Annotated in this window: 19 protein-coding genes; 10 read left to right on the top strand and 9 right to left on the bottom strand. The window is 70.2% G+C overall.

Going from position 1 to position 17,771, the window contains the following annotated elements:
- Positions 1-16 precede the first annotated feature (16 nt).
- The 3 genes from B9G49_RS04335 to B9G49_RS04325 all read right to left on the bottom strand — a co-directional run bounded on the left by B9G49_RS04335 (position 17) and on the right by B9G49_RS04325 (position 2,575).
- Positions 17-1,408, bottom strand: coding sequence for a M28 family peptidase (locus tag B9G49_RS04335; protein WP_086215543.1), 1,392 nt, complete (start codon positions 1,406-1,408; stop codon positions 17-19).
- A gap of 80 nt (positions 1,409-1,488) precedes the next feature.
- Complete coding sequence (locus B9G49_RS04330; protein ID WP_049930541.1) at positions 1,489-2,196, bottom strand: DUF2270 domain-containing protein; 708 nt, start codon at positions 2,194-2,196, stop codon at positions 1,489-1,491.
- Between the two features lie 43 nt (positions 2,197-2,239).
- Positions 2,240-2,575, bottom strand: coding sequence for a hypothetical protein (locus B9G49_RS04325; protein WP_086215542.1), 336 nt, complete (start codon positions 2,573-2,575; stop codon positions 2,240-2,242).
- A 104-nt stretch (positions 2,576-2,679) separates the two neighbouring features.
- Here B9G49_RS04325 and B9G49_RS04320 point away from each other — a divergent pair, with 104 nt between their 5' ends.
- The gene (locus B9G49_RS04320) at positions 2,680-4,581 is read left to right on the top strand and encodes an ATP-binding protein (RefSeq protein ID WP_086215541.1); all 1,902 of its coding nucleotides are present in this window, start codon (positions 2,680-2,682) and stop codon (positions 4,579-4,581) included.
- Between the two features lie 138 nt (positions 4,582-4,719).
- Complete coding sequence (locus B9G49_RS04315; protein ID WP_049930546.1) at positions 4,720-5,172, top strand: universal stress protein; 453 nt, start codon at positions 4,720-4,722, stop codon at positions 5,170-5,172.
- A gap of 27 nt (positions 5,173-5,199) precedes the next feature.
- Here B9G49_RS04315 and B9G49_RS04310 read toward each other — a convergent pair whose 3' ends face one another.
- From B9G49_RS04310 to B9G49_RS04290, 5 genes are all read right to left on the bottom strand, one after another.
- Positions 5,200-5,487 carry a hypothetical protein gene (locus tag B9G49_RS04310; RefSeq protein WP_049930547.1) on the bottom strand — a complete coding sequence of 96 codons (288 nt, stop codon included), beginning with the start codon at positions 5,485-5,487 and terminating at the stop codon, positions 5,200-5,202.
- A 155-nt stretch (positions 5,488-5,642) separates the two neighbouring features.
- Positions 5,643-6,119, bottom strand: a complete 477-nt coding sequence (locus B9G49_RS04305; protein WP_049930549.1) for a 50S ribosomal protein L11 — start codon at positions 6,117-6,119, stop codon at positions 5,643-5,645.
- A gap of 132 nt (positions 6,120-6,251) precedes the next feature.
- On the bottom strand, positions 6,252-7,625 hold the full coding sequence (locus B9G49_RS04300) for an MFS transporter (protein WP_086215540.1): 1,374 nt from the start codon (positions 7,623-7,625) through the stop codon (positions 6,252-6,254).
- Positions 7,622-8,344, bottom strand: coding sequence for a TetR/AcrR family transcriptional regulator (locus tag B9G49_RS04295; RefSeq protein WP_086215539.1), 723 nt, complete (start codon positions 8,342-8,344; stop codon positions 7,622-7,624). Before B9G49_RS04295 ends, B9G49_RS04300 begins: the two co-directional genes overlap by 4 nt.
- Positions 8,345-8,515: 171 nt before the next feature.
- Entirely contained in the window at positions 8,516-8,710 is a 195-nt protein-coding gene (locus tag B9G49_RS04290; RefSeq protein ID WP_004596869.1) for a cold-shock protein, read from the bottom strand.
- A 244-nt stretch (positions 8,711-8,954) separates the two neighbouring features.
- Here B9G49_RS04290 and sdhC point away from each other — a divergent pair, with 244 nt between their 5' ends.
- The 6 genes from sdhC to B9G49_RS04260 all read left to right on the top strand — a co-directional run bounded on the left by sdhC (position 8,955) and on the right by B9G49_RS04260 (position 13,836).
- Entirely contained in the window at positions 8,955-9,380 is a 426-nt protein-coding gene (sdhC, locus tag B9G49_RS04285; protein WP_049930554.1) for a succinate dehydrogenase, cytochrome b556 subunit, read from the top strand.
- A gap of 1 nt (position 9,381) precedes the next feature.
- On the top strand, positions 9,382-9,753 hold the full coding sequence (locus B9G49_RS04280; RefSeq protein ID WP_049930555.1) for a succinate dehydrogenase hydrophobic membrane anchor subunit: 372 nt from the start codon (positions 9,382-9,384) through the stop codon (positions 9,751-9,753).
- 7 nt (positions 9,754-9,760) lie between these two features.
- Positions 9,761-10,651 carry a succinate dehydrogenase/fumarate reductase iron-sulfur subunit gene (locus B9G49_RS04275; RefSeq protein WP_086215538.1) on the top strand — a complete coding sequence of 297 codons (891 nt, stop codon included), beginning with the start codon at positions 9,761-9,763 and terminating at the stop codon, positions 10,649-10,651.
- A 53-nt stretch (positions 10,652-10,704) separates the two neighbouring features.
- Positions 10,705-12,534, top strand: a complete 1,830-nt coding sequence (locus B9G49_RS04270) for an FAD-binding protein (RefSeq protein ID WP_086215537.1) — start codon at positions 10,705-10,707, stop codon at positions 12,532-12,534.
- Positions 12,535-12,861: 327 nt separating this feature from the next.
- The gene (locus tag B9G49_RS04265) at positions 12,862-13,089 is read left to right on the top strand and encodes a helix-turn-helix domain-containing protein (protein ID WP_086215536.1); all 228 of its coding nucleotides are present in this window, start codon (positions 12,862-12,864) and stop codon (positions 13,087-13,089) included.
- A gap of 111 nt (positions 13,090-13,200) precedes the next feature.
- Positions 13,201-13,836 (top strand): uracil-DNA glycosylase family protein, encoded by a 636-nt coding sequence (locus B9G49_RS04260; protein ID WP_049930561.1) that lies wholly within the window; start codon positions 13,201-13,203, stop codon positions 13,834-13,836.
- A 27-nt stretch (positions 13,837-13,863) separates the two neighbouring features.
- Here B9G49_RS04260 and B9G49_RS04255 read toward each other — a convergent pair whose 3' ends face one another.
- Entirely contained in the window at positions 13,864-15,039 is a 1,176-nt protein-coding gene (locus tag B9G49_RS04255) for an NAD-binding protein (protein WP_049930564.1), read from the bottom strand.
- A 121-nt stretch (positions 15,040-15,160) separates the two neighbouring features.
- On the opposite strand from B9G49_RS04255, the gene B9G49_RS04250 reads away from it, so the two are divergent.
- The gene (locus tag B9G49_RS04250; protein ID WP_086215535.1) at positions 15,161-16,426 is read left to right on the top strand and encodes a potassium channel family protein; all 1,266 of its coding nucleotides are present in this window, start codon (positions 15,161-15,163) and stop codon (positions 16,424-16,426) included.
- On the top strand, positions 16,423-17,766 hold the full coding sequence (locus B9G49_RS04245; RefSeq protein WP_086215534.1) for a potassium transporter TrkA: 1,344 nt from the start codon (positions 16,423-16,425) through the stop codon (positions 17,764-17,766). Before B9G49_RS04250 ends, B9G49_RS04245 begins: the two co-directional genes overlap by 4 nt.
- The last annotated feature ends 5 nt before the right edge of the window (positions 17,767-17,771 follow it).

Genomic DNA, 17,771 nt, shown 5'->3' with positions numbered 1-17,771 from the left:
CGTCGACCTCCCGGGCTTACCCGTCGTAGGGCCACCGCCCGCCCGTCTTCAGCTCCTCGACGTACCCCTCGTCGATGGCGTCGCGGATCGACTCCCGCGATCGGTGGTCCGCCGCCACGTCACCCGTCGCGAACCGGTAGACGGCCGCGGTCACGAGCGTCGCCACCTCGCGGAGGTCGCGGGAGTCGAGCTTGTCGAGGGTGTCGGCGTGAGTGTGGCCCCAGCCGCGCCCTGACTGGTCGCTCGTCGTCGACGCCATCACGGCCGGGATTCCCTCCTGAACGAACGCCCACTGGTCGCCGTGGGGCGAGATCGTCTCGCCGGTCGTCAGGGGGGCATCGAACGCGTCCGCGACCGCCTCGAACGGCTCGCGCATCCCGTCGAACCCGTTCGTCCCCACGCGGAGGTTCCGCGAGCTACACGCGCCGTCGAGGTTCACCACGCAGGCGATATCCTCCTTCGGGGTCGTCTCCGCCGAGTGGTATGCCCCCCACAGCCCGATCTCCTCCGAGCCGAAGGTGACGAGGCGCACCCGCGTGTCGAGGTCGCCCTCGACCGTCGCGAGCAGGCGACCGACCTCCGCGACGAGCGCCGACCCCGCGCCGTTGTCGTTGGCGCCGTCGCTCACGTCGTGGGCGTCGACGTGGGCGGTGAGGTACACCGCCTCCTCGGTGTCCGGGCCGACCTCCGCGACCGCGTTCACCGAGGTCGTCGGCTCGTTGCGGCAGTCGACGTCGAGCGAGACGGTCGGGCGGTCGGCTCCCGAGCCGCGGCCGCTTCCGCCGTCGCCGTCCGCGGCCGTCTCGGCGAGCCGCGAGAGCCGGTCGCCGACCTCCTTCGAGACGCCGACGGCGGGGATCGGCCCCGGTCGGTTGTGGTACCCGATCTCGCCGGTGGGCGGGAGCGCCCCCTCGATGTGGTTCCGGAAGACGAACCCGACCGCGCCGCGTTCCGCCGCCGCGACGTACTTCTCCATCCGGTGGATCCACCGGTCGTGGCTCTCCGGCGTGCGAGAGGAGGCCATCGCGACCGCGCCGTCCAGCGCCTCGCCCGCGGCCGCGAACTCCTCGTCGGTGCCGTCGCCGACGTCGACGAGGGGGGCCGTCACCTCGCCGCTCGGGGTCCCGGGCAGCGCGATCACCTCGTGGGAGTTCCCGTGGTGCCGCTCCACCGCGCCCGACACCGACAGCGAGGAGTCGCCGCGCCACCAGCCGGGGATCTCGAACTCGTCGAGCCCGGCGTTCCGCAGGCCGGCCGCCTCGAACGCCTCGACGACGCGCTCCGCGCCGCGCCGCTCCCCGGTCGATCCCGCCATCCGGTTCCCGATGTCGGTCAGGTCCGTGAGGAGGCTCCACCCGAAGTCGCTCGTCCGCGCGTCGCCCACGACGCGGTCCGGTAGCTCGGTCATACGGTTCGGTAGTGCCCCGAGCGAAAAGGGGTTGCGGGAGTCGCGGATCGCCTCGTCTGGCTTCGCGAGGCCGTACCGGTTCACTTCCACTCCTCGGCGTCCTCGGCGGCCTGCATCTCTCCTTTAGCTCGTCTCGGCGCCCGCCGAACCGTCAGCGCGATCACGACGACGTAGAACCCGCCGACGAGCGCGAGCACGAGCGCGCCAGGGATCGGCCCAACCGACGCCGTCGCGACGACGCCGTTTCCGGCGGCGGTGAACACCGTGAGCCGCACGACCCACGCGGCGACGAGGACGGAGACGAGCGGCGCGTACACCCGTCGGAGACGCCGCGAGACCGCCTCGACGGCCGGCATCTTGATCGTCGGCTCGCGGAGGTCCTCGCTCAGCAGCGCCCGCCAGTTCGACTGCTCGACGCCCTCCGGATCGAGGGCGTTCGCGAACACGTTCTCCTCCAGCAGCCGGACGCGGGACCGCCACACGTCGAAGGTGCGGTACCGACGCGTCTCGATGCCGAGGAAGACGCTGAGCATGACGAGCCCGATGAGCAGCACGTAGTGCGGCCGCGACGCGCTCGAGAAGGTCCACGTGAGCAGAGACGCGGTCACCACGACCGCCCAGTTGGTCGTGCGGTCGATGCGGGTCCGCCACGAGCTCGTCCGTCCGAGCTCGCCGCGGTATGCGTGGCCCATCAGCGAGAGGAAATCGGACCGGTCGCCGGCGGCCTCGGCGGCGACCTCGCGCTCCTCCCGAGACTCGGGGTCGAAGTCCTCCGACGGTTCGGACATACCGACCCGTACCGAGGCGGGGCAGGTAAAAGCGAGGCGAGACTCAGGCGGGGTCCGCCGCGGTCACCTCGACGTCGACCTCGTCGGGGTCGACGCCGATCCGCGCGAACTGCGTCCGGACGTGGTCGCGGGCCGCCTCGACCGCCTGGTCGCGCGTGTCGAACCCGCGGGGCATCGGCTCCTCGAAGGCGACGCGGATCTCCTCGCCGTCGACGACGAGCGGGGAGCCGCCGCTCTCGACCTCGTAGAAGGAGTCGCACACCCACACGTACGGCGCGTCCTCGTCGGGCGCGCCCTTGTACGCCGGCGGCTCTTCGCCGCGCTCGAACACCGTACCGGTGAGGTCCGTCCCGCCTCCGCTGCCGCGAACGAGTATCATGGCACGGGTACGGGGTCGAGCGGGATAAGCGCGCCGCGGGAGGGGTTCCCGTGCGTCCCGGCGGGAGGGCAAACGCTTTCGGCCCGGCGGTCGGTGGATACGCCATGACGCTGGAGGATTTCACCGAGTTCACCGGAGACGGTGACGGCGACGGCGGCGCGCCGAGCGAGGCCGACGGCGGAGGCGACTCCACGGCCGACGGCGGGGTTGCCTCGGCGGCCGACGGCGGGAGTGCGGCCGATGCGGGGGGTGATTCGGCGACCGAAGCCGGGACCGCTGACGCGCGCGGCGACGCGGAAGACGAGGCGTTCGCCGCCTACGACGCGACGCCGGCCGGCAGCGACGCGGGGCTCGGCGTCGTGTCGGTCTCTCAGGGGCTCCGCGTGGCCGAGGAGGAAGACGAGACGTCGCTGAAGGCGTTCGTCACGACCGGCAACCGCGAGTCGGTGCGGCTCGGAAAGTACCTCCTGATCCCGTACCCGGACGGCGAGCGGCTGTTCTGTCGGATCACGGGACTGGAGTACGCGCAGGAGTTCCAGTCCGACGACGCGACCGAGATCCACGCCCGCCGGCAGATGCGCCGCGACGAGTTCGCCGAGCGCGACTACAAGTTCGTCGCCGACCTGGAGCCGATGTCCGTCGTCTACGGCGAGGGCGAGGGGATGAAACGCCGGATGACGGACCGCGTGCCGAAGCCGGGCGCGGTCGTCGAGGAGGCCGACGACGACGCCGAGATCAAGACGGGGCTGAAGATCCCCGACGACGGCGTCTTCCTCGGCCACCTCTCCGTCGGGGGCGAGAAGGTCCGCACCGCGGCGGAGCCCCCGACGGTCGACTACCGCGTCAAGGACGACTACGGCGACGGCGACCCGCTCGCGTTCCGGCACACGCTCGTCGCCGGCGGCACCGGTTCCGGGAAGACCCACGCCTCGAAGAACGTCCTCCGCCAGTACCTCGACTCCGACCGAACCTACCCGATGGGCGACGGCCGCGAATCGCGAATGGCAGTCGTCCAGTTCGACCCGCAGGACGAGTACGCGCAGATGCACGACGACAACCCCGACCTCGACGACGCGTTCGCGCGCCGGCTGGAACGCGAGGGGATCGCCCACGGGGGCCACGACGACACCGTCGCCCTCGTGCCCCGCGTCGCGAACGCGACGTACCCCGGCGAGGGGCACCGCGCCGAGCGCGTCGAGTTCACGATCCCCTTCTCGCTGGCGAAGGACATGCCGTGGCTGGTCGCCGGCTCCGGGCTCAACGACAACCAGTACCCCGCGCTGTTGACCCTCATCAACCGGTTCTTCGACAACTACGGCGACGCGGGCACCTACAGCGAGTTCCTCTCGTACCTCGACGACCCGGCGCTCAAAGAGGAGCTCCACGAGAGCGGTCGGATCCACGAGGCGACGTTCGACGCGGTCAAACGGCGGGTCCGCGGGGTCCCGAGCGGGATCTTCGATCAGGACGCGAAGCCGATCACGGAGCTGGACCACACCCTCGTGCGCCCCGGCGGGCTCTCGGTCGTCCCAACCTACCACCTGCCGACCTCCCGGCAGAAGGAGATCGTCGTCCTCGCGGTCGCGGGGCTACTCGTCGACGACAAGCTCTCGAACGACCCGGAGAGCGACCGGATCAAGGAGACGCCGCTCCTCGTCGGGATGGACGAGGCGCACAACTTCCTCGCCGACGCCGACAACGTCCAGGCCCAGAAGGTGGTCCAGAAGTTCACGGAGGCCGCGAAGCAGGGCCGAAAGGAGCGGCTGGGCCTGTTCCTGATCACGCAGGACCCCCAGGACGTGGCCGAGTCGGTGTTCAAGCAGGTGAACACGAAGATCGTCTTGAACCTCGGCGACGAGGACGCGATCTCCAGCGTCAACATCCCGTCGAACCTCGCCGGCAAGGTGCCGTACATGGAGAAGGGGCAGATGGTCGTCTACTCGCCGGACAACTCCGAGCCCGTCGAGCTGATCGGCCTCTCGGAGTGCGTGACGCGGCACGACTGAGACGAGCGCCGCGCGGCCGGCGAGCGCTCCGCGACCGACTGCCCCGCCGCCCGGTCCCGGCCTACGGCCTCGCGGTGAATTGTCGCCGACTCGAACTCATCGCCGCCCTTTTTGTCCGGAGCAGTCGAACCGCCGCGTATGAGCAAGCGCATCCTCGTCGCGGTGGACGGGTCGGAAGAGGCGGCCGAGGCGCTGCGGTTCGCGGCCGACGAGTGGCCGGACGCCGACCTCACGGCCCTTCACGTGATCAACCCCGCCGACTCGGCGACGGGCGCCGACGGCGGGTTCCCGGGCGCGTCCGACCAGTGGTACGAGAGCGCCAAGCAGCGCGGCGAACGGGTCCTCGCCGAAGTGTCGGAGATAGTCGACCGGGATGTCGAGACGCGGCTGGAGGTCGGCCGCCCGACGAAGACGATCCTCGGCGTCGCGGGCGGCGAGAAGCCGGTCGGCGAAGACGGCGAGGACGGCGAGCCGTTCGACCACCTCGTGCTGGCGAGCCGGGGCCGGACCGGCCTCTCGCGGGTCCTCCTCGGCAGCGTCGCTGAGGGCGTGGTGCGCCGCGCCGAGGTGCCCGTCACGGTCGTCCGCTGAGCGCGCTCCGCTGACGAGGCGGTCCGGCTACCCCTCGGCGCGCTCGGCCGCGACCACCTCGCCGACCATCGACCACCCCTCCTCGTCGGGTCCGGAGCGGCCGAGCAGGATGTCCTCGTAGTCCTCGGAGCTGATCAGGCGGAACTCGGCGTCGGCGTCGCCGTCGGTTCGGACGCCCTCGCCGCGGAACTCCCGCTGGAAGAACTCCGTCGACGAGAACTCGAAGACGCCGGTCTCGCCGGAGTCGAGTTCGAGCCGAACCGGTCGGGGCTGGACGTTGTGGATCCGCTTCGCGATCGGGTTGAGATCCGGCATACCGACGTGTCGGTCCGGTCCGCTCATAAGTGGCCGCCTCCGCGGACGGCCCGAACCCGGACGGTGCGGAGGGCACGCACCCCGATGACGCGGACCGCGGTGTAACGGGTCGGAATCGAAAGCGGCGCCGGAAAGCGGAGAGCCGGAAAAAAGCGTTACTCGTCGAGGACGTCGTCGTACTCGCCGGCGTCGACGCGGTCGTCGAACGTCCTGGCGTCCTCGCCCTCGATGGTGACGCCGAGGGAGGCGCAGGTGCCGCCGACCTCCTTGGCGGCGGCCTTCGTGTCGTACGCGAGCAGGTCGCTCGACTTCTGCTCGGCGACCTTCTTCACCTGTTCGATCGACATGTCGGCGACGAAGTTCTCCTGCGGCTCGCCGGAGCCGGTGTCGAAGCCGGCCTCGTCCTTGATGAGCTCCGCCGTGGGCGGCACGCCGACCTCGATGGTGAAGGAGCCGTCGTCGTCGTACTCGACGGTGACGGGCACCTCCATGCCGTCGAAGGCAGCGGTCTCGTCGTTGATCTCCTCGACGACGTCCTGAACGTCCACCGGCGTCGGTCCGAGCTCGGGACCGAGCGGCGGGCCGGGGTTGGCCTGCCCGCCGGGGACGAGCGCTTCGATAGTTCCAGCCATGTCCGTACGAACCCGACGCCGACTTTTAACGGTTGTTCTTTCGGGCAGGGGGCGATAGCGGTTCGCATACGGCGTCCCGACGCCCCGCCGGAAGGGGTTCCCGTCCCGCCGGTCGAGCGGCGACGAGCGCGGCTACGCGTCCGTCGCGACGGGGTCGTTCCCGCCGGCCTCGCCCGCGGCCTGCCCCGGCAGGAACGTCCCGGTCTCCCGTCGGACTCCGAAGAGGAGGACGACGCCGGCCAGCAGCGGGAGGGCGGCGCAGGCGGCGTAGATCGGCGTGAAGCCGACCGCCTCGATGAGGGGGAGCGACACCATGGGGCCGAGCCCGCCCCCCACGTCGCCGAGGACGTTGTTCGTTCCCGAGGCGCGCCCCATGCGCTCGTCGGGGGTGAGGTCAGCGAGCAGCGCCATCATCGGGCCGCTCGTCCCGCCCTGTCCCGCGCCGATGAAAACGCAGGCGAGACCCAAGGAGAGGACCGAGCCGGCCCGCGCGAGCAGCAGGAACCCGACGAACGAGACGACGAGGAAGGTCAGGAGGATCGGCGTGCGGGAGTCGCGGGTGTCGGAGACGCGTCCGCCGACGAGCATGAAGAACGCCGCCGAGAGGACCGTTCCGGCCATGAACAGCCCGGAGGTGCCCTGCGGGGCGAGACCGAACAGCGAGATGTCGTTCGCGCCGAGGAACAAGACGAGCGTGGAGAACAGCGCGCCGATGTACGCGAACATCAGTCCGAAGTTGACCAGCCCGACCGTCAGCGCCGGGACGGCGGTGTCGATCTCCCACGGCCTGATCGAGTCGTCGGAGCGGTCGCCGGTGACGTGCGTCTCCGGGACGTACCGGTAGGCGACCGCGCTCGCGGTGAGCGCGAAGGCGGCGGCGACGGCGAAGGCGGCGACGTTGCCCGCGAGCGCGGAGACGACGCCGCCGAGGACGAGGCCGGCCGGGAACCCCACCGTGATCCCGCCGCGGACGATCCCCATGTTCGTCCCCCGCGAACCGCTGTCGGAGAGGTCGGCCGCGATGGTGTACGCCGTCGCGAACACCGCCGCGGAGCCGAGCCCCCAGAGGACCCGCGCGAGCAGGAACCACGTCTCGGGCGCGACGGCGACGCCGATCGGGGCGAACCACTGCTCGGGACCGACGACCAACGGGCCGACGGCGAACGCGGGGAGCGAGGCCGCGAGTGGACGGAGCGCCTCCGCGGGGGGCATCGCGAGCGCGACGACGTAGCCGAGCGTGGCGACCCCCTCGACGAACAGCCCGGCGACGAACGGCGTCCGGGTCCCGTACCGGTCGACGAGGGCGCCGGCGGGCGCGTTCGCGATGAGTCGAACCCACCGGTTCGCGGAGAGGATCGCGCCGACCATGAACGCGGAGATACCGAGGACTGCGCCGAGGTTCGGGAGGATCGGGAAGACGACGCCGCCGCCGAAGCCGACGAAGAACGTGCTCGCGATCACCGCGAGCAGCACCGGCGGCGGTCGCTCGAACCCGAAGCGGCTCATTCGCCGGGGTCCGTGGACCTGCCGGCCGCTCCGTCGTCGTCGACCGATTCGTCAGGGTCGGCGTCGCCCCGGAGCGCGTCGACCGACTCGTCGAGCGGCGGCAGTTCCACGCCCTCCGCGAGCAGCGGGCCGACGATCCGCCGGAGCGTCGCCTCTGCGACCTCGCGGGTGTAGCCGGCCGCGTCGTCGTCGCGCCCGGCGCCGGCGAGGGTGATCTGTCTGGTCCGGGCGCCGTCGAGGGTGGCCACGAGCAGCGCCGCCGTCTCCTCCGCGTCGACGTCGCGGAAGACGCCGACATCGATCCCGTCCCCGAGGATGTCGGCGACGGTGCCCCGCAGCAGCCGGTCGCTGCGCGCCAGCTGCTCGCGGATCCGCTCGTTGAACGGTCCCTGCGTGCGCAGCTCCAACAGGGCGATGTGGAACGCCTCGCGGTCGGCCTCGTCGGGCGCGAAGACGAACCACCCGACGAACTGGACCAGCCGCTCGACGGGCGGGTCGTCGGCGCGGGCCGCGATCCGCTCCTCCGAGTCGGTGACGACGTAGTCGAGGAAGGCGACGAGCAGGTCCTCCTTCGTGTCGTAGTGGTAGTGGAGCAGCGACTTGCTCTTCGAACACTCGTCGGCGATGTCCTGCATCGTCAGGTCGGCGTACCCGTGAGCGCGGAGGGCGCTGTACACCCCGTCCATGATCTCCTCCGCCGCGCTCGGCGCGTCGCTCATTGACTGACCAGTCAGTCAACGAGCGGTAAATCCCTATCGGTCGGGGTCGGATCGGGCGTCTCGCCGTCGGCGCCGACCGGGCCTACCGCCCGCGGTGGCCCGCGATCCGGAGCGGCCGCTCGAAGGTGAAAGCGGTCGAAAAGCCGATTCGCCTCGGGTGTCGTCGCCGACTTACAGACGGGTGACGTTCGACGCGCGCGGACCCTTGTCCGCCTCCTCGATGTCGAACTCGACTTCCTGACCCTCTTCGAGGTCCGGACCGCCGACGTCCTCCATGTGGAAGAACACGTCCTCGTCCGCGTCGTCAGTCGAAATGAAACCGTAGCCGCCAGTGTCGTTGAAGAAATCGACTTCGCCTTTCGCCATTGCGACCGAAGAAGCGGGAGTGGAACATAAAAGGCTTCCGTGACGGTGCGGTCCCTGAAACCCGGTCTCACGGGCCGGTCCGACCGCGTCGCGCCGCCGCGAGCCGGCTCTCGCGGAGCGTTCAAAAATCCGCCATTTCGGGTCGTTGCGTCCGTTTCGCGGGCGTTCGTCGCTCGCCGAGATCCGGGAGCGAGCCCCGCCGTGTTAGTAACTACTATACGACCCCGGTTCAGAACCGTTAGGTATGAGTCAGTCGTACAATCGAGGCCTCATCGAGGACTTCGGCCGTTGGCGGGAGTTCGAGGCGGGGATGTGGGCGTGGATCTTCCACAAGTTCACCGGATGGGTGCTCATCGGGTACCTGTTCACGCACATCGCCGTGTTGAGTACGGGGATTCCGGCGGCCGGCGCCAGCGAAGCCGCGATCGCCGCGGGCAACGACGTGTACACGCAGACGATCGTCTCGCTGGAGGGGCTGCTGCTCGTCCGCATCCTGGAGGTCGGCCTGCTGGCGGTCGCCGTCTTCCACATGCTCAACGGCACCCGGCTCCTCCTCACCGACCTCGGCATCGGGTTGGACGCACAGGACAAGAGCTTCTACGCGTCGCTAGTCCTCACCGGAGCGATCACCGTCGCGTCCGTGCCGACGTTCATCGCGGGGGCGTTCTGAGATGGCCGAGCGCTACTCCTCGTTCCAGTCGGGCGGCCGGATGTGGCTGCTCCAGCGGATCACGGCGGTGTTCCTGCTGGTCGTGTTGGCGTTCCACTTCTTCCTGCTCCACTTCGTCCACCACGCCGACGAGGTGTCGTTCCTCGCCAGCTCCGGCCGGATGGAGCAGCTGAGCTACTACTCGCTGATGATCCTCTTCCTCGTGACAGCGACGTTCCACGGGGTCAACGGCGTCTACAACGCGCTGGTCAACCAGGGGCTCACCGGCACGAAACGCACAGTGATCAAGTGGACGCTCGTCGCCGCGAGCGTCGTGCTGATCGCGCAGGGAATCCGCACCGCGAACGCGTGGGCGGGCATCGGACTCTACTGAACCGACAATGAGCACGCAAATTCCGAAGCAGACCGAGGAATCGACCGAGGCCGAAACCGAGACGGAGCCGGCCTCGAAGGGCGAGGAGCGCCGCGCCGAGAAGCGGCGCCGCGCGGCCGAGCGCCGCCAGCAGCGACAGGAGGAGGAAGCGAAAAAGGCGGCCGCCGACGAGAGCACGGTCGAGCTGAAGGTGTTCCGCTACGACCCGCAGGTCGAGGGGAAACAGGAGCCGCGGTTCGACACCTTCCACGTCCCGTTCACGAAGGGGATGACCGTCCTCGACGCGCTGATGTACGCGCGAGACACGTACGACTCCTCGCTCACGTTCCGCCACTCCTGCCGGCAGGCGGTGTGCGGCTCCGACGCGATGTTCGTCAACGGCGGCCAGAAGCTTGCCTGTAAGACGCAGATATCGGACCTCGAGGAGCCGGTCCGCGTCGAGCCGCTCCCCCACGCCGAGGTGACGAAGGACCTCGTCGTCGACATGGAGCACTTCTACGAGCAGATGGAGGCCGTCGAGCCGTACTTCCAGACGGACGAGTACCCGGACGGCGAGCTCGAAGAGCAGCGCCAGGACCGGGAGAACCGCGAGAAGATCAAGATGTCCACGCGCTGTATCTGGTGTGGCGCGTGTATGTCCTCGTGTAACGTCGCCGCGGGGGACAACGAGTACCTCGGGCCGGCCGCGATCAACAAGGCGTACCGGTTCGCGATGGACGAGCGCGAGGGCGAGGAGATGAAACAGAAGCGCTTAGAGATCATCGAGCAGGAGCACGGCGTCTGGCGGTGTCAGACGCAGTTCTCCTGTACGGAGGTGTGCCCGAAGGACATCCCCCTCACCGAGCACATCCAGGAGCTGAAGCGCGAGGCGGTCAAAAACAATCTGAAGTTCTGGTAATCCCGACAGACAGTATCAAGGGACTTCGGAACTTACGAAATTACATACCAACAATGTACGAACACGATGTCGTCGTCGTCGGGGCCGGCGGGGCGGGACTCCGGGCGGCGATCGCGGCACAGGAAGCGGGCGCGGACGTGGCGATGGTGTCGAAGCTCCATCCCGTCCGGTCGCACACGGGCGCGGCAGAGGGCGGGATCAACGCGGCGCTGCGCGACGCCGACTCCTGGCAGGACCACGCGTACGACACGATGAAGGGGTCCGACTACCTCGGCGACGCGCCCGCGGTCGAGGCGCTCTGTCAGGAGAGCCCCGAGGAGGTCATCCGCCTCGAACACTGGGGGATGCCGTTCTCCCGCGAGGACGACGGGCGCGTCTCGCAGCGACCGTTCGGCGGCCTGTCCTTCCCGCGTACGACGTACGCGGGCGCCGAGACCGGCCACCAGATGCTCCACACGATGTACGAGCAGGTGGTCAAACGCGGGATCACGGTGTACGACGAGTGGCACGTGATGGACCTGGCCGTCACCGACGAGGACGATCCCGCGGAGCGGACCTGCCACGGTGTCGTCGCGTACGACATCCAGAGCGGCGAGATAAGCGGCTTCCGCGCCGAGAACGGCGTCATCCTCGCGACCGGCGGGATGGGGCAGGTGTTCGACCACACCACTAACGCGGTGGCGAACACCGGCGACGGCGTCGCGATGGCGTACCGAGCCGGCGTCCCGATGGAGGACATGGAGTTCATCCAGTTCCACCCGACGACGCTGCCGTCGACCGGCGTCCTCATCTCCGAGGGCGTCCGCGGCGAGGGGGGAATCCTCTACAACAGCGAGGGCGAGCGGTTCATGTTCGAACACGGCTACGCGAACAACGACGGCGAGCTCGCCTCCCGCGACGTCGTCTCCCGCGCCGAGCTGACCGAGGTCAACGAGGGGCGCGGCATCGAGGACGAGTACGTTCACCTCGACATGCGCCACCTCGGCGAGGAGCGCATCCTCGACCGCCTGGAGAACATCCTCCACCTCGCGGAGGACTTCGAGGGCGCCGACGGGCTCACGGAGCCGATGCCGGTCAAGCCCGGCCAGCACTACGCGATGGGCGGCATCGAGACGAACGAGTTCGGCGAGACCGTCATCGACGGGCTGTACGCCGCCGGCGAGTGCGCCTGCGCCTCCGTCCACGGGGCGAACCGCCTCGGCGGTAACGCGCTGCCGGAGCTCATCGTCTTCGGCAAGCGCGCCGGCCGCCACGCCGCCGGCGAGGAGATGGGTGAGGCCGAGATCGAGACCGGCCGCTCGGGCGACTGGCAGCCCGCCGACTACGAGTTCGGTGTCGAGGTCGGCGAGACGAGCGGTTCGGGGACGGCCGCGGCCGACGGCGGCGCCGTGGCGACCGACGCCGAGAGCGTCCTCGGCGGCGCCGTCGACCGAGCGCAGGAGCGCGTCGACGAACTGCTCTCGCGGAAGGGCCGCAACCACGCCGAGATCCGCTCCGCCGTTCAGGAAACGATGACGGACAACGTCAACGTGTTCCGCGAGGAAGGCCGGCTTGAGGAGACGTTAGCCGACCTCCGCGAGGCCCGCGAGGCGTACAAGGACGTCGCGGTGTCGGACCCGTCCCGGACGTTCAACACCGACCTCATCCACACGATCGAGACGCGGAACATCTTGGACCTCGCGGAGGCGCTGACGATGGGCGCGCTCGCTCGCGAGGAGTTCCGAGGCGCCCACTGGCGCAAGGAGCACCAGGAGCGCAAAGACGAGGACTGGCTGAAGCACACGCTCGTCTCGTGGAACGACGGCGAGCCGGAACTGTGGTACAAGCCGGTCGTCCTCGAGGGCGAGAACAAGACGTACGAGCCGAAGAGCCGGTCGTACTGAACCGCCCGGGACGCTCGGTCGCCCGCGGCGGCGCGTCGCGGCTCCGACCTCTTGGGCCGGAGTTCGCCCGGTCCGGTCGCGGCCCCCGATCTGTCCGGCGGCGGCCCCGGATCGTTTCGCCCGATCGATCCGGATCGTTCACGGTTCCTTATCCGTCGACGGTCGAAACCGAGCGTCGATACGCGTCGATTCGCCGTTCGTCGATCGACGTTATCGGTCCGATTTGAGAGAAAAATGGCTTCAGGGCCGTTCTCAGACCGATTCACGCTGTTTCGACAAACGTTGAATAGGGGGTTTATTATCGTCGAACCCGTCATATCGGACAAGATGATCGAGACGGAGACCGCGTCCGCGGCGGCCCCCGCGCTGCCCCGGGAGCTCCAGTCGCCCCGCGCCAAGCTCGTGTACCTGTACCTGACCACGAACGGCGACGCCACGGTGTCCGAGATGGGCGAGTCGCTCGGGATGAAGAAGCTCTCCCTGTACAGCATCCTGAAGACCCTCCGCAGCGAGGGACTCGTCGACTGCGACGGCGACCGGTACGTCCCGAACTGAACGGGCCGCGCCACCGCCGCACGCTGCTTTTCACGCTCGTTCCGCACCGCCTCGTTCTCGTACGGCCCTCCCCGGCGGAGCGTTTAGGGACGCGGAGCCCACAGAGCAACCGTGGACGCGAATCAGACGGATTTCGAGAACCCGTTCGCGATGGACGCCGACTGCGAGAACTGCGCCGAGCTGTGCGGCGCTCGCGACCGCGTCGTTCACGGCTACGGCGACGTCGGCGCGGAGTTCCTCGTCGTCGGGACCGGCCCCACGGAGGCCGCCGAGCGCAACGGCGTCCCCTTCACCGGCGCGGGCGGCGGCGAACGCGTCCAGTCGATCTTCGCCGACCTCGGGTTCGTCCGGTCGGCGCCGGACGCCGCGGAACCGGACGTACAAAACCTCTTCTTCACGAACCTCACGCGGTGTCGCCACCCCGACCGCGAGCCGACGGACCGGGAGGTCGACACCTGCGAGCCCTTCCTCAACGCGGAGATCCGGATGATAAACCCCCAGATCATCGTGCCGGTCGGCGACCGACCGCTCCGCGAGCTGGCGGTCGAGTACACGACTCGCCGGCCCGACTCGTTCGACGTCGACGCGGAACACGCGACGACGATTCGCGGACGCGGGTTCGAGCTCGTGCCGATGAAAGAGCCGAGCGAGATGAGCGACGCCGAGGCGGACGCCTTCTGCGACCACATGCGCGAGAACGTCCTGAGCCGGGACTACCGGCAGACGAAGGGCCGACAGAGCCGCTGAGCGGTCGCGGCCTCTCTTGAGCGTCGCTCAGTCGTCGAGGTCGATGTCCTCGATGATTCCCTCCGTCGCGTCCTTGCTGTCCGCGCCGAACGCGCAGTCGACGATGATGTGCCCGCCGAGCGTCGTCGGCGAGATCACCTGGTCGGCGCCGGCGCGCCGGAGCTTGTCGACGTTCTCCCGCTGCGTCACCGCCGCGACGATGCGCACGTCGGGATTGAGCTGGCGGGCGGTGAGGATGGCCAGCGCGTCGTGCGCGTCGTCTTCGGTGGCGGCGACGACCGCCCGGGCCCCGTCGAGGTTCACGTGTTCGAGCGGGTCTACGTCGCTGGGATCCGCGGTGTACACCGGGATGTCGCGGTCAGCGAGCCGCCTCGCGGCGGCCTCGTCCGGCGTCACCACGGCGTACTCGACGCCGTCGCGGGCGTCGAGCTCTTCGAGTATCGGTTCCGTCAGGTCCCCGTAGCCGAGCACGAGGACGTGGTCGTCGAGGAGGTCGATCTGTCTGTCGGTCATCTTTCCGAGCGCCTTGGAGAGCTGCGCCTCGATGGCGGGCGTGAGGAGGACCCCGAGCGCCACCGCGAAGGCGGCGACGTTCACCACGAGCGAGGAGAGCGCGAACAGCTGCGCGATGTCGGAGGCGGGACCGGTCGCGGGGTGGACGTCGCCGTACCCCACCGTCGAGGCGGTGACGACGGTGAAGTAGAAGGCGTCGACGATCGTCTCGATGCCCTCGAACTGGTCTCTGAGGGCGTACGACCCGAGCGTCCCGTACGCGACCGCCCCCACGAGCGCCGCGCCCGCGGCCAACTGCGTCGGGGAGGGCCTGAAGTCCCGGTCGAACCGGCCCCGGTTGACCACGAGCGTCGGCACGGAGAGGAGCGACAGCGCCACGAGCGGGAACGACAGGACGGAGGCCTGCATCAGCCCCTGAAGTGCCGTCAGCGGCAGCAACACGGCCGTGGTGTACCACCCGATCCGGTAGCCGTTCCGGAGCGCGAACCCGCTCCCGAACATCGCGAAGCCGGTTATCGTCCCGGTGAACCCGACCGTCTGGCGGACGACCGGGAGCACGTACGGGGCGAGCGGCCCGTCGACGCCGAGCCCCCCGATCTGGGCCAGCCCGGCGAGGATCGACAGCACCGCGACCGCGAACGTCAGGAGGATCGACGCCCGAACGGTCACCCAGTCCCGGGTCAGCTCCATGTTCCCGGGTCGCCGAGACCGAACTTAAACCCCGCGAGGCCGCCGCGGAATCGATCCGACGGGCGCTCCGCGCGTCGCTCGCGCCGGTACTGGTTTAACCGCGCCGCGGATTGGACGCCGTATGTCGCTGCCCGTCGAGATCGTCTTCGGCGTCTACCTCGGCGTGATCACCGGGATCGTTCCCGCGCTGGTGGCCGGGACCCTCGGGTTCGTGTTCAAGTACGTCACCGACGTGACGATCCCCGGGCTCGGAGTGGTCGTGCTGTCGCTCGCGATCGCCGGCGTCAACGGCGGCCTGCTCGCGCTCAACGACGAGACGATTCGGTCGTCGGAGCGCGCGCCAGCGATCCTCACGGCGATCGTCGTGGTGTTGATGATCTCGCTGTACGCCCACGCGCAGGGGGACCGCCTCGGCGCCAGCGCCCCCAAGCGGATCTCGCTCAAGCAGCTCCGCGACCGCACGCTCTCGACGGACGTGATCGAGCTCGTCGGCGGCCGCGGGCGCGTCTCCGTCGAGGTCGCCGGCGAGGTGACCGACATCGAGGGGTACCCGCCGCTGCCGGCGGACACGCGCGCCGCGATCCTCGACGGCGACTGGACGTTTCCGGCCGACCTCCCGCTCGCGGAGCTGGAAGACCGGTTCGCGGAGCGGCTCCGCACCGAGTTCGACCTGGCCGACGTGTCGGTCCGGATCGACGAACAGGCGCGCGCGACGGTGTCGGCCGCCCCGCCGACCGGCGCGCTCTCGAAGCGGGTGCCCGCCGGGAAGCGCGCGGTGTCGGTGTCGGCGCTCGTGCCGACCGGGATCGCCCGCGGCGACGTCGTTCGCGTGATAACGCCGGATATCGACGTCGAGGGCGCCGTCATCGCCGCGCAGTCGAGCGGGAAGCCGGAGCCGGGCGCCGGGGCGGCGTCGACTGTGGTTCCCCCCGCGGGCGACGACGCGGATTCGGAGGACTTCCGAACCGACGGCGGAGAGACGGACGTTCCCTCGCCCCCGGCGGCGACCGCGCCCACGACGACCGGGGGTGAGGGGCGGGTGACGCTCGCCGTCGACCGCTCCGAGGCGACGGATCTCCTCCGCGCCGACCGCGGGCGCGTGCTGGTACTGTCGCGAGGCACCCGCCGCGAGTACGAGCTCACGGCCCTGCTCCGGCGGGCGGGGAAGCGGTTCCGCAAGGTCACCGTCGCCGCCGGCGGACCGTTGGACGGGCACACCATCGGCGAGGCCGAGGTCCGCGAAGCCTACGACGTTGCCGTCCTCGCGGCCCGTCACGGCTCGTGGCGCGTCGCGCCCGACGGGACGCAGCCGCTGTCGGCGGGCGACGACCTGTTCGTCGTGGGGAGCCGCGACGCGCTCGACCGGTTCGCGGAGGTGGCCGCGTGAGCCCCGCGCTCGGTGCGGTCGCGGCCGTCGGCGTCTCCCTCGCCGCCGCTGATGTCCCCCTCGCCGCCGTCGAGGTCGGATTCGCGCGGCCGCGACAGGCGGCCGTCACGCTCGTCACGTTCGCGGTCGTCGCCGCCCTCCTGACCGGGGGCGCGGCGCTCTCATACCGCTGGTACTTCCGAACGGCGATCCCCGAGGGGGTGACCGGGCTGCTGGGCGTCGCGGTCGTCGCGCTGTATCTCAACACGACCTCGCTGGGGTCGGTCGCGATCGGCGACAATCCGACCCTGTTGGCGCCCGAGAGCGTGTTCTTCAACCTCGTCTCGCTCGGCGTCGCAGTGGTGATGGCGCCCGTCGGCCGATACGCGGGCGACAGGCTCGCGGTCGACGTGTTCGCGCTCTCCGGCGCCAAGCAGCTCGACGGCGAACTCAGCGGGGTCGTGCGCGCTGTCGGGCGGTTCACGGCGGTGACGCTCCCACCGGCCGACGAGATCGGTGACATGGAGACGTACGACCCCGTCTCCCCGGAGAAGAAGGACGAGATCGCCGAGAAGACGCTGCTCTTCCCCCGGAAGCTCTCTCCGGAGTCGCTCCGCGAACGGCTCGTCACCCGGCTCAAAGACGAGTACGGCGTCGGCTACGTCGACGTCGACCTCGACGCGGACGGGTCGGTCGAGTACTTCGCGGTCGGCTCCCGCGCCGCCGGGCTCGGCCCGACGCTCGCGCCGGAGTCGGCGGCGGTGGCGGTGGCGGCCGACCCGCCGAACAACGCCACCGCCGGGGACACGGTCCAGCTGTGGCGCGACGACCCGGAGCCGGAGCGCGTCGCGACCGGCGAACTGCGGGGCGTCGCCGGCGACGCGGTCACCGTCGCGCTCGACGAGTCGGACGCCGAACGCCTGACCGACCAAGGCGGCTATCGGCTCGTGACGCTCCCCGCCGAGCCGCGGGCGGATCGCGAGTTCGCCTCGCTGCTGCGGAGCGCGGACGAGACGATGGCCTCGGTCACGGTCGCGGCCGGGAGCGACCTCGACGGGAGCACCGTCGGCGAGGTCGGCGCCGTCGTCGCCGCGGTCCGACCGGCGGCGGGGTCCGTCCAGCCGATCCCGCCGCACGACTACGCGTTCGGCGCTGGCGACCTGGCGTACCTCGTCGGGCGTCCGGACGCGATCCGGTCGTTCGAGGCGGCCGCGTCGACCGCGGGGAGCGCCCAGACGGCGGCGTCGGCCGCGGAGGCCGCAGGCGCCGCCCAGTCCGCCGCGACCGGGGACGGCGACGCGGCGGGGGTCGAAGACGACGGCGACGCCGCTGTCGACTCCGACGGGACGCAACGCTCTTGAGCCGC

Origin of the sequence: Halorubrum sp. SD683 (assembly GCF_002135045.1) — an archaeon.
Lineage (GTDB): Archaea > Halobacteriota > Halobacteria > Halobacteriales > Haloferacaceae > Halorubrum > Halorubrum ezzemoulense.
This window is presented reverse-complemented; position numbering and strand designations above follow the sequence as displayed.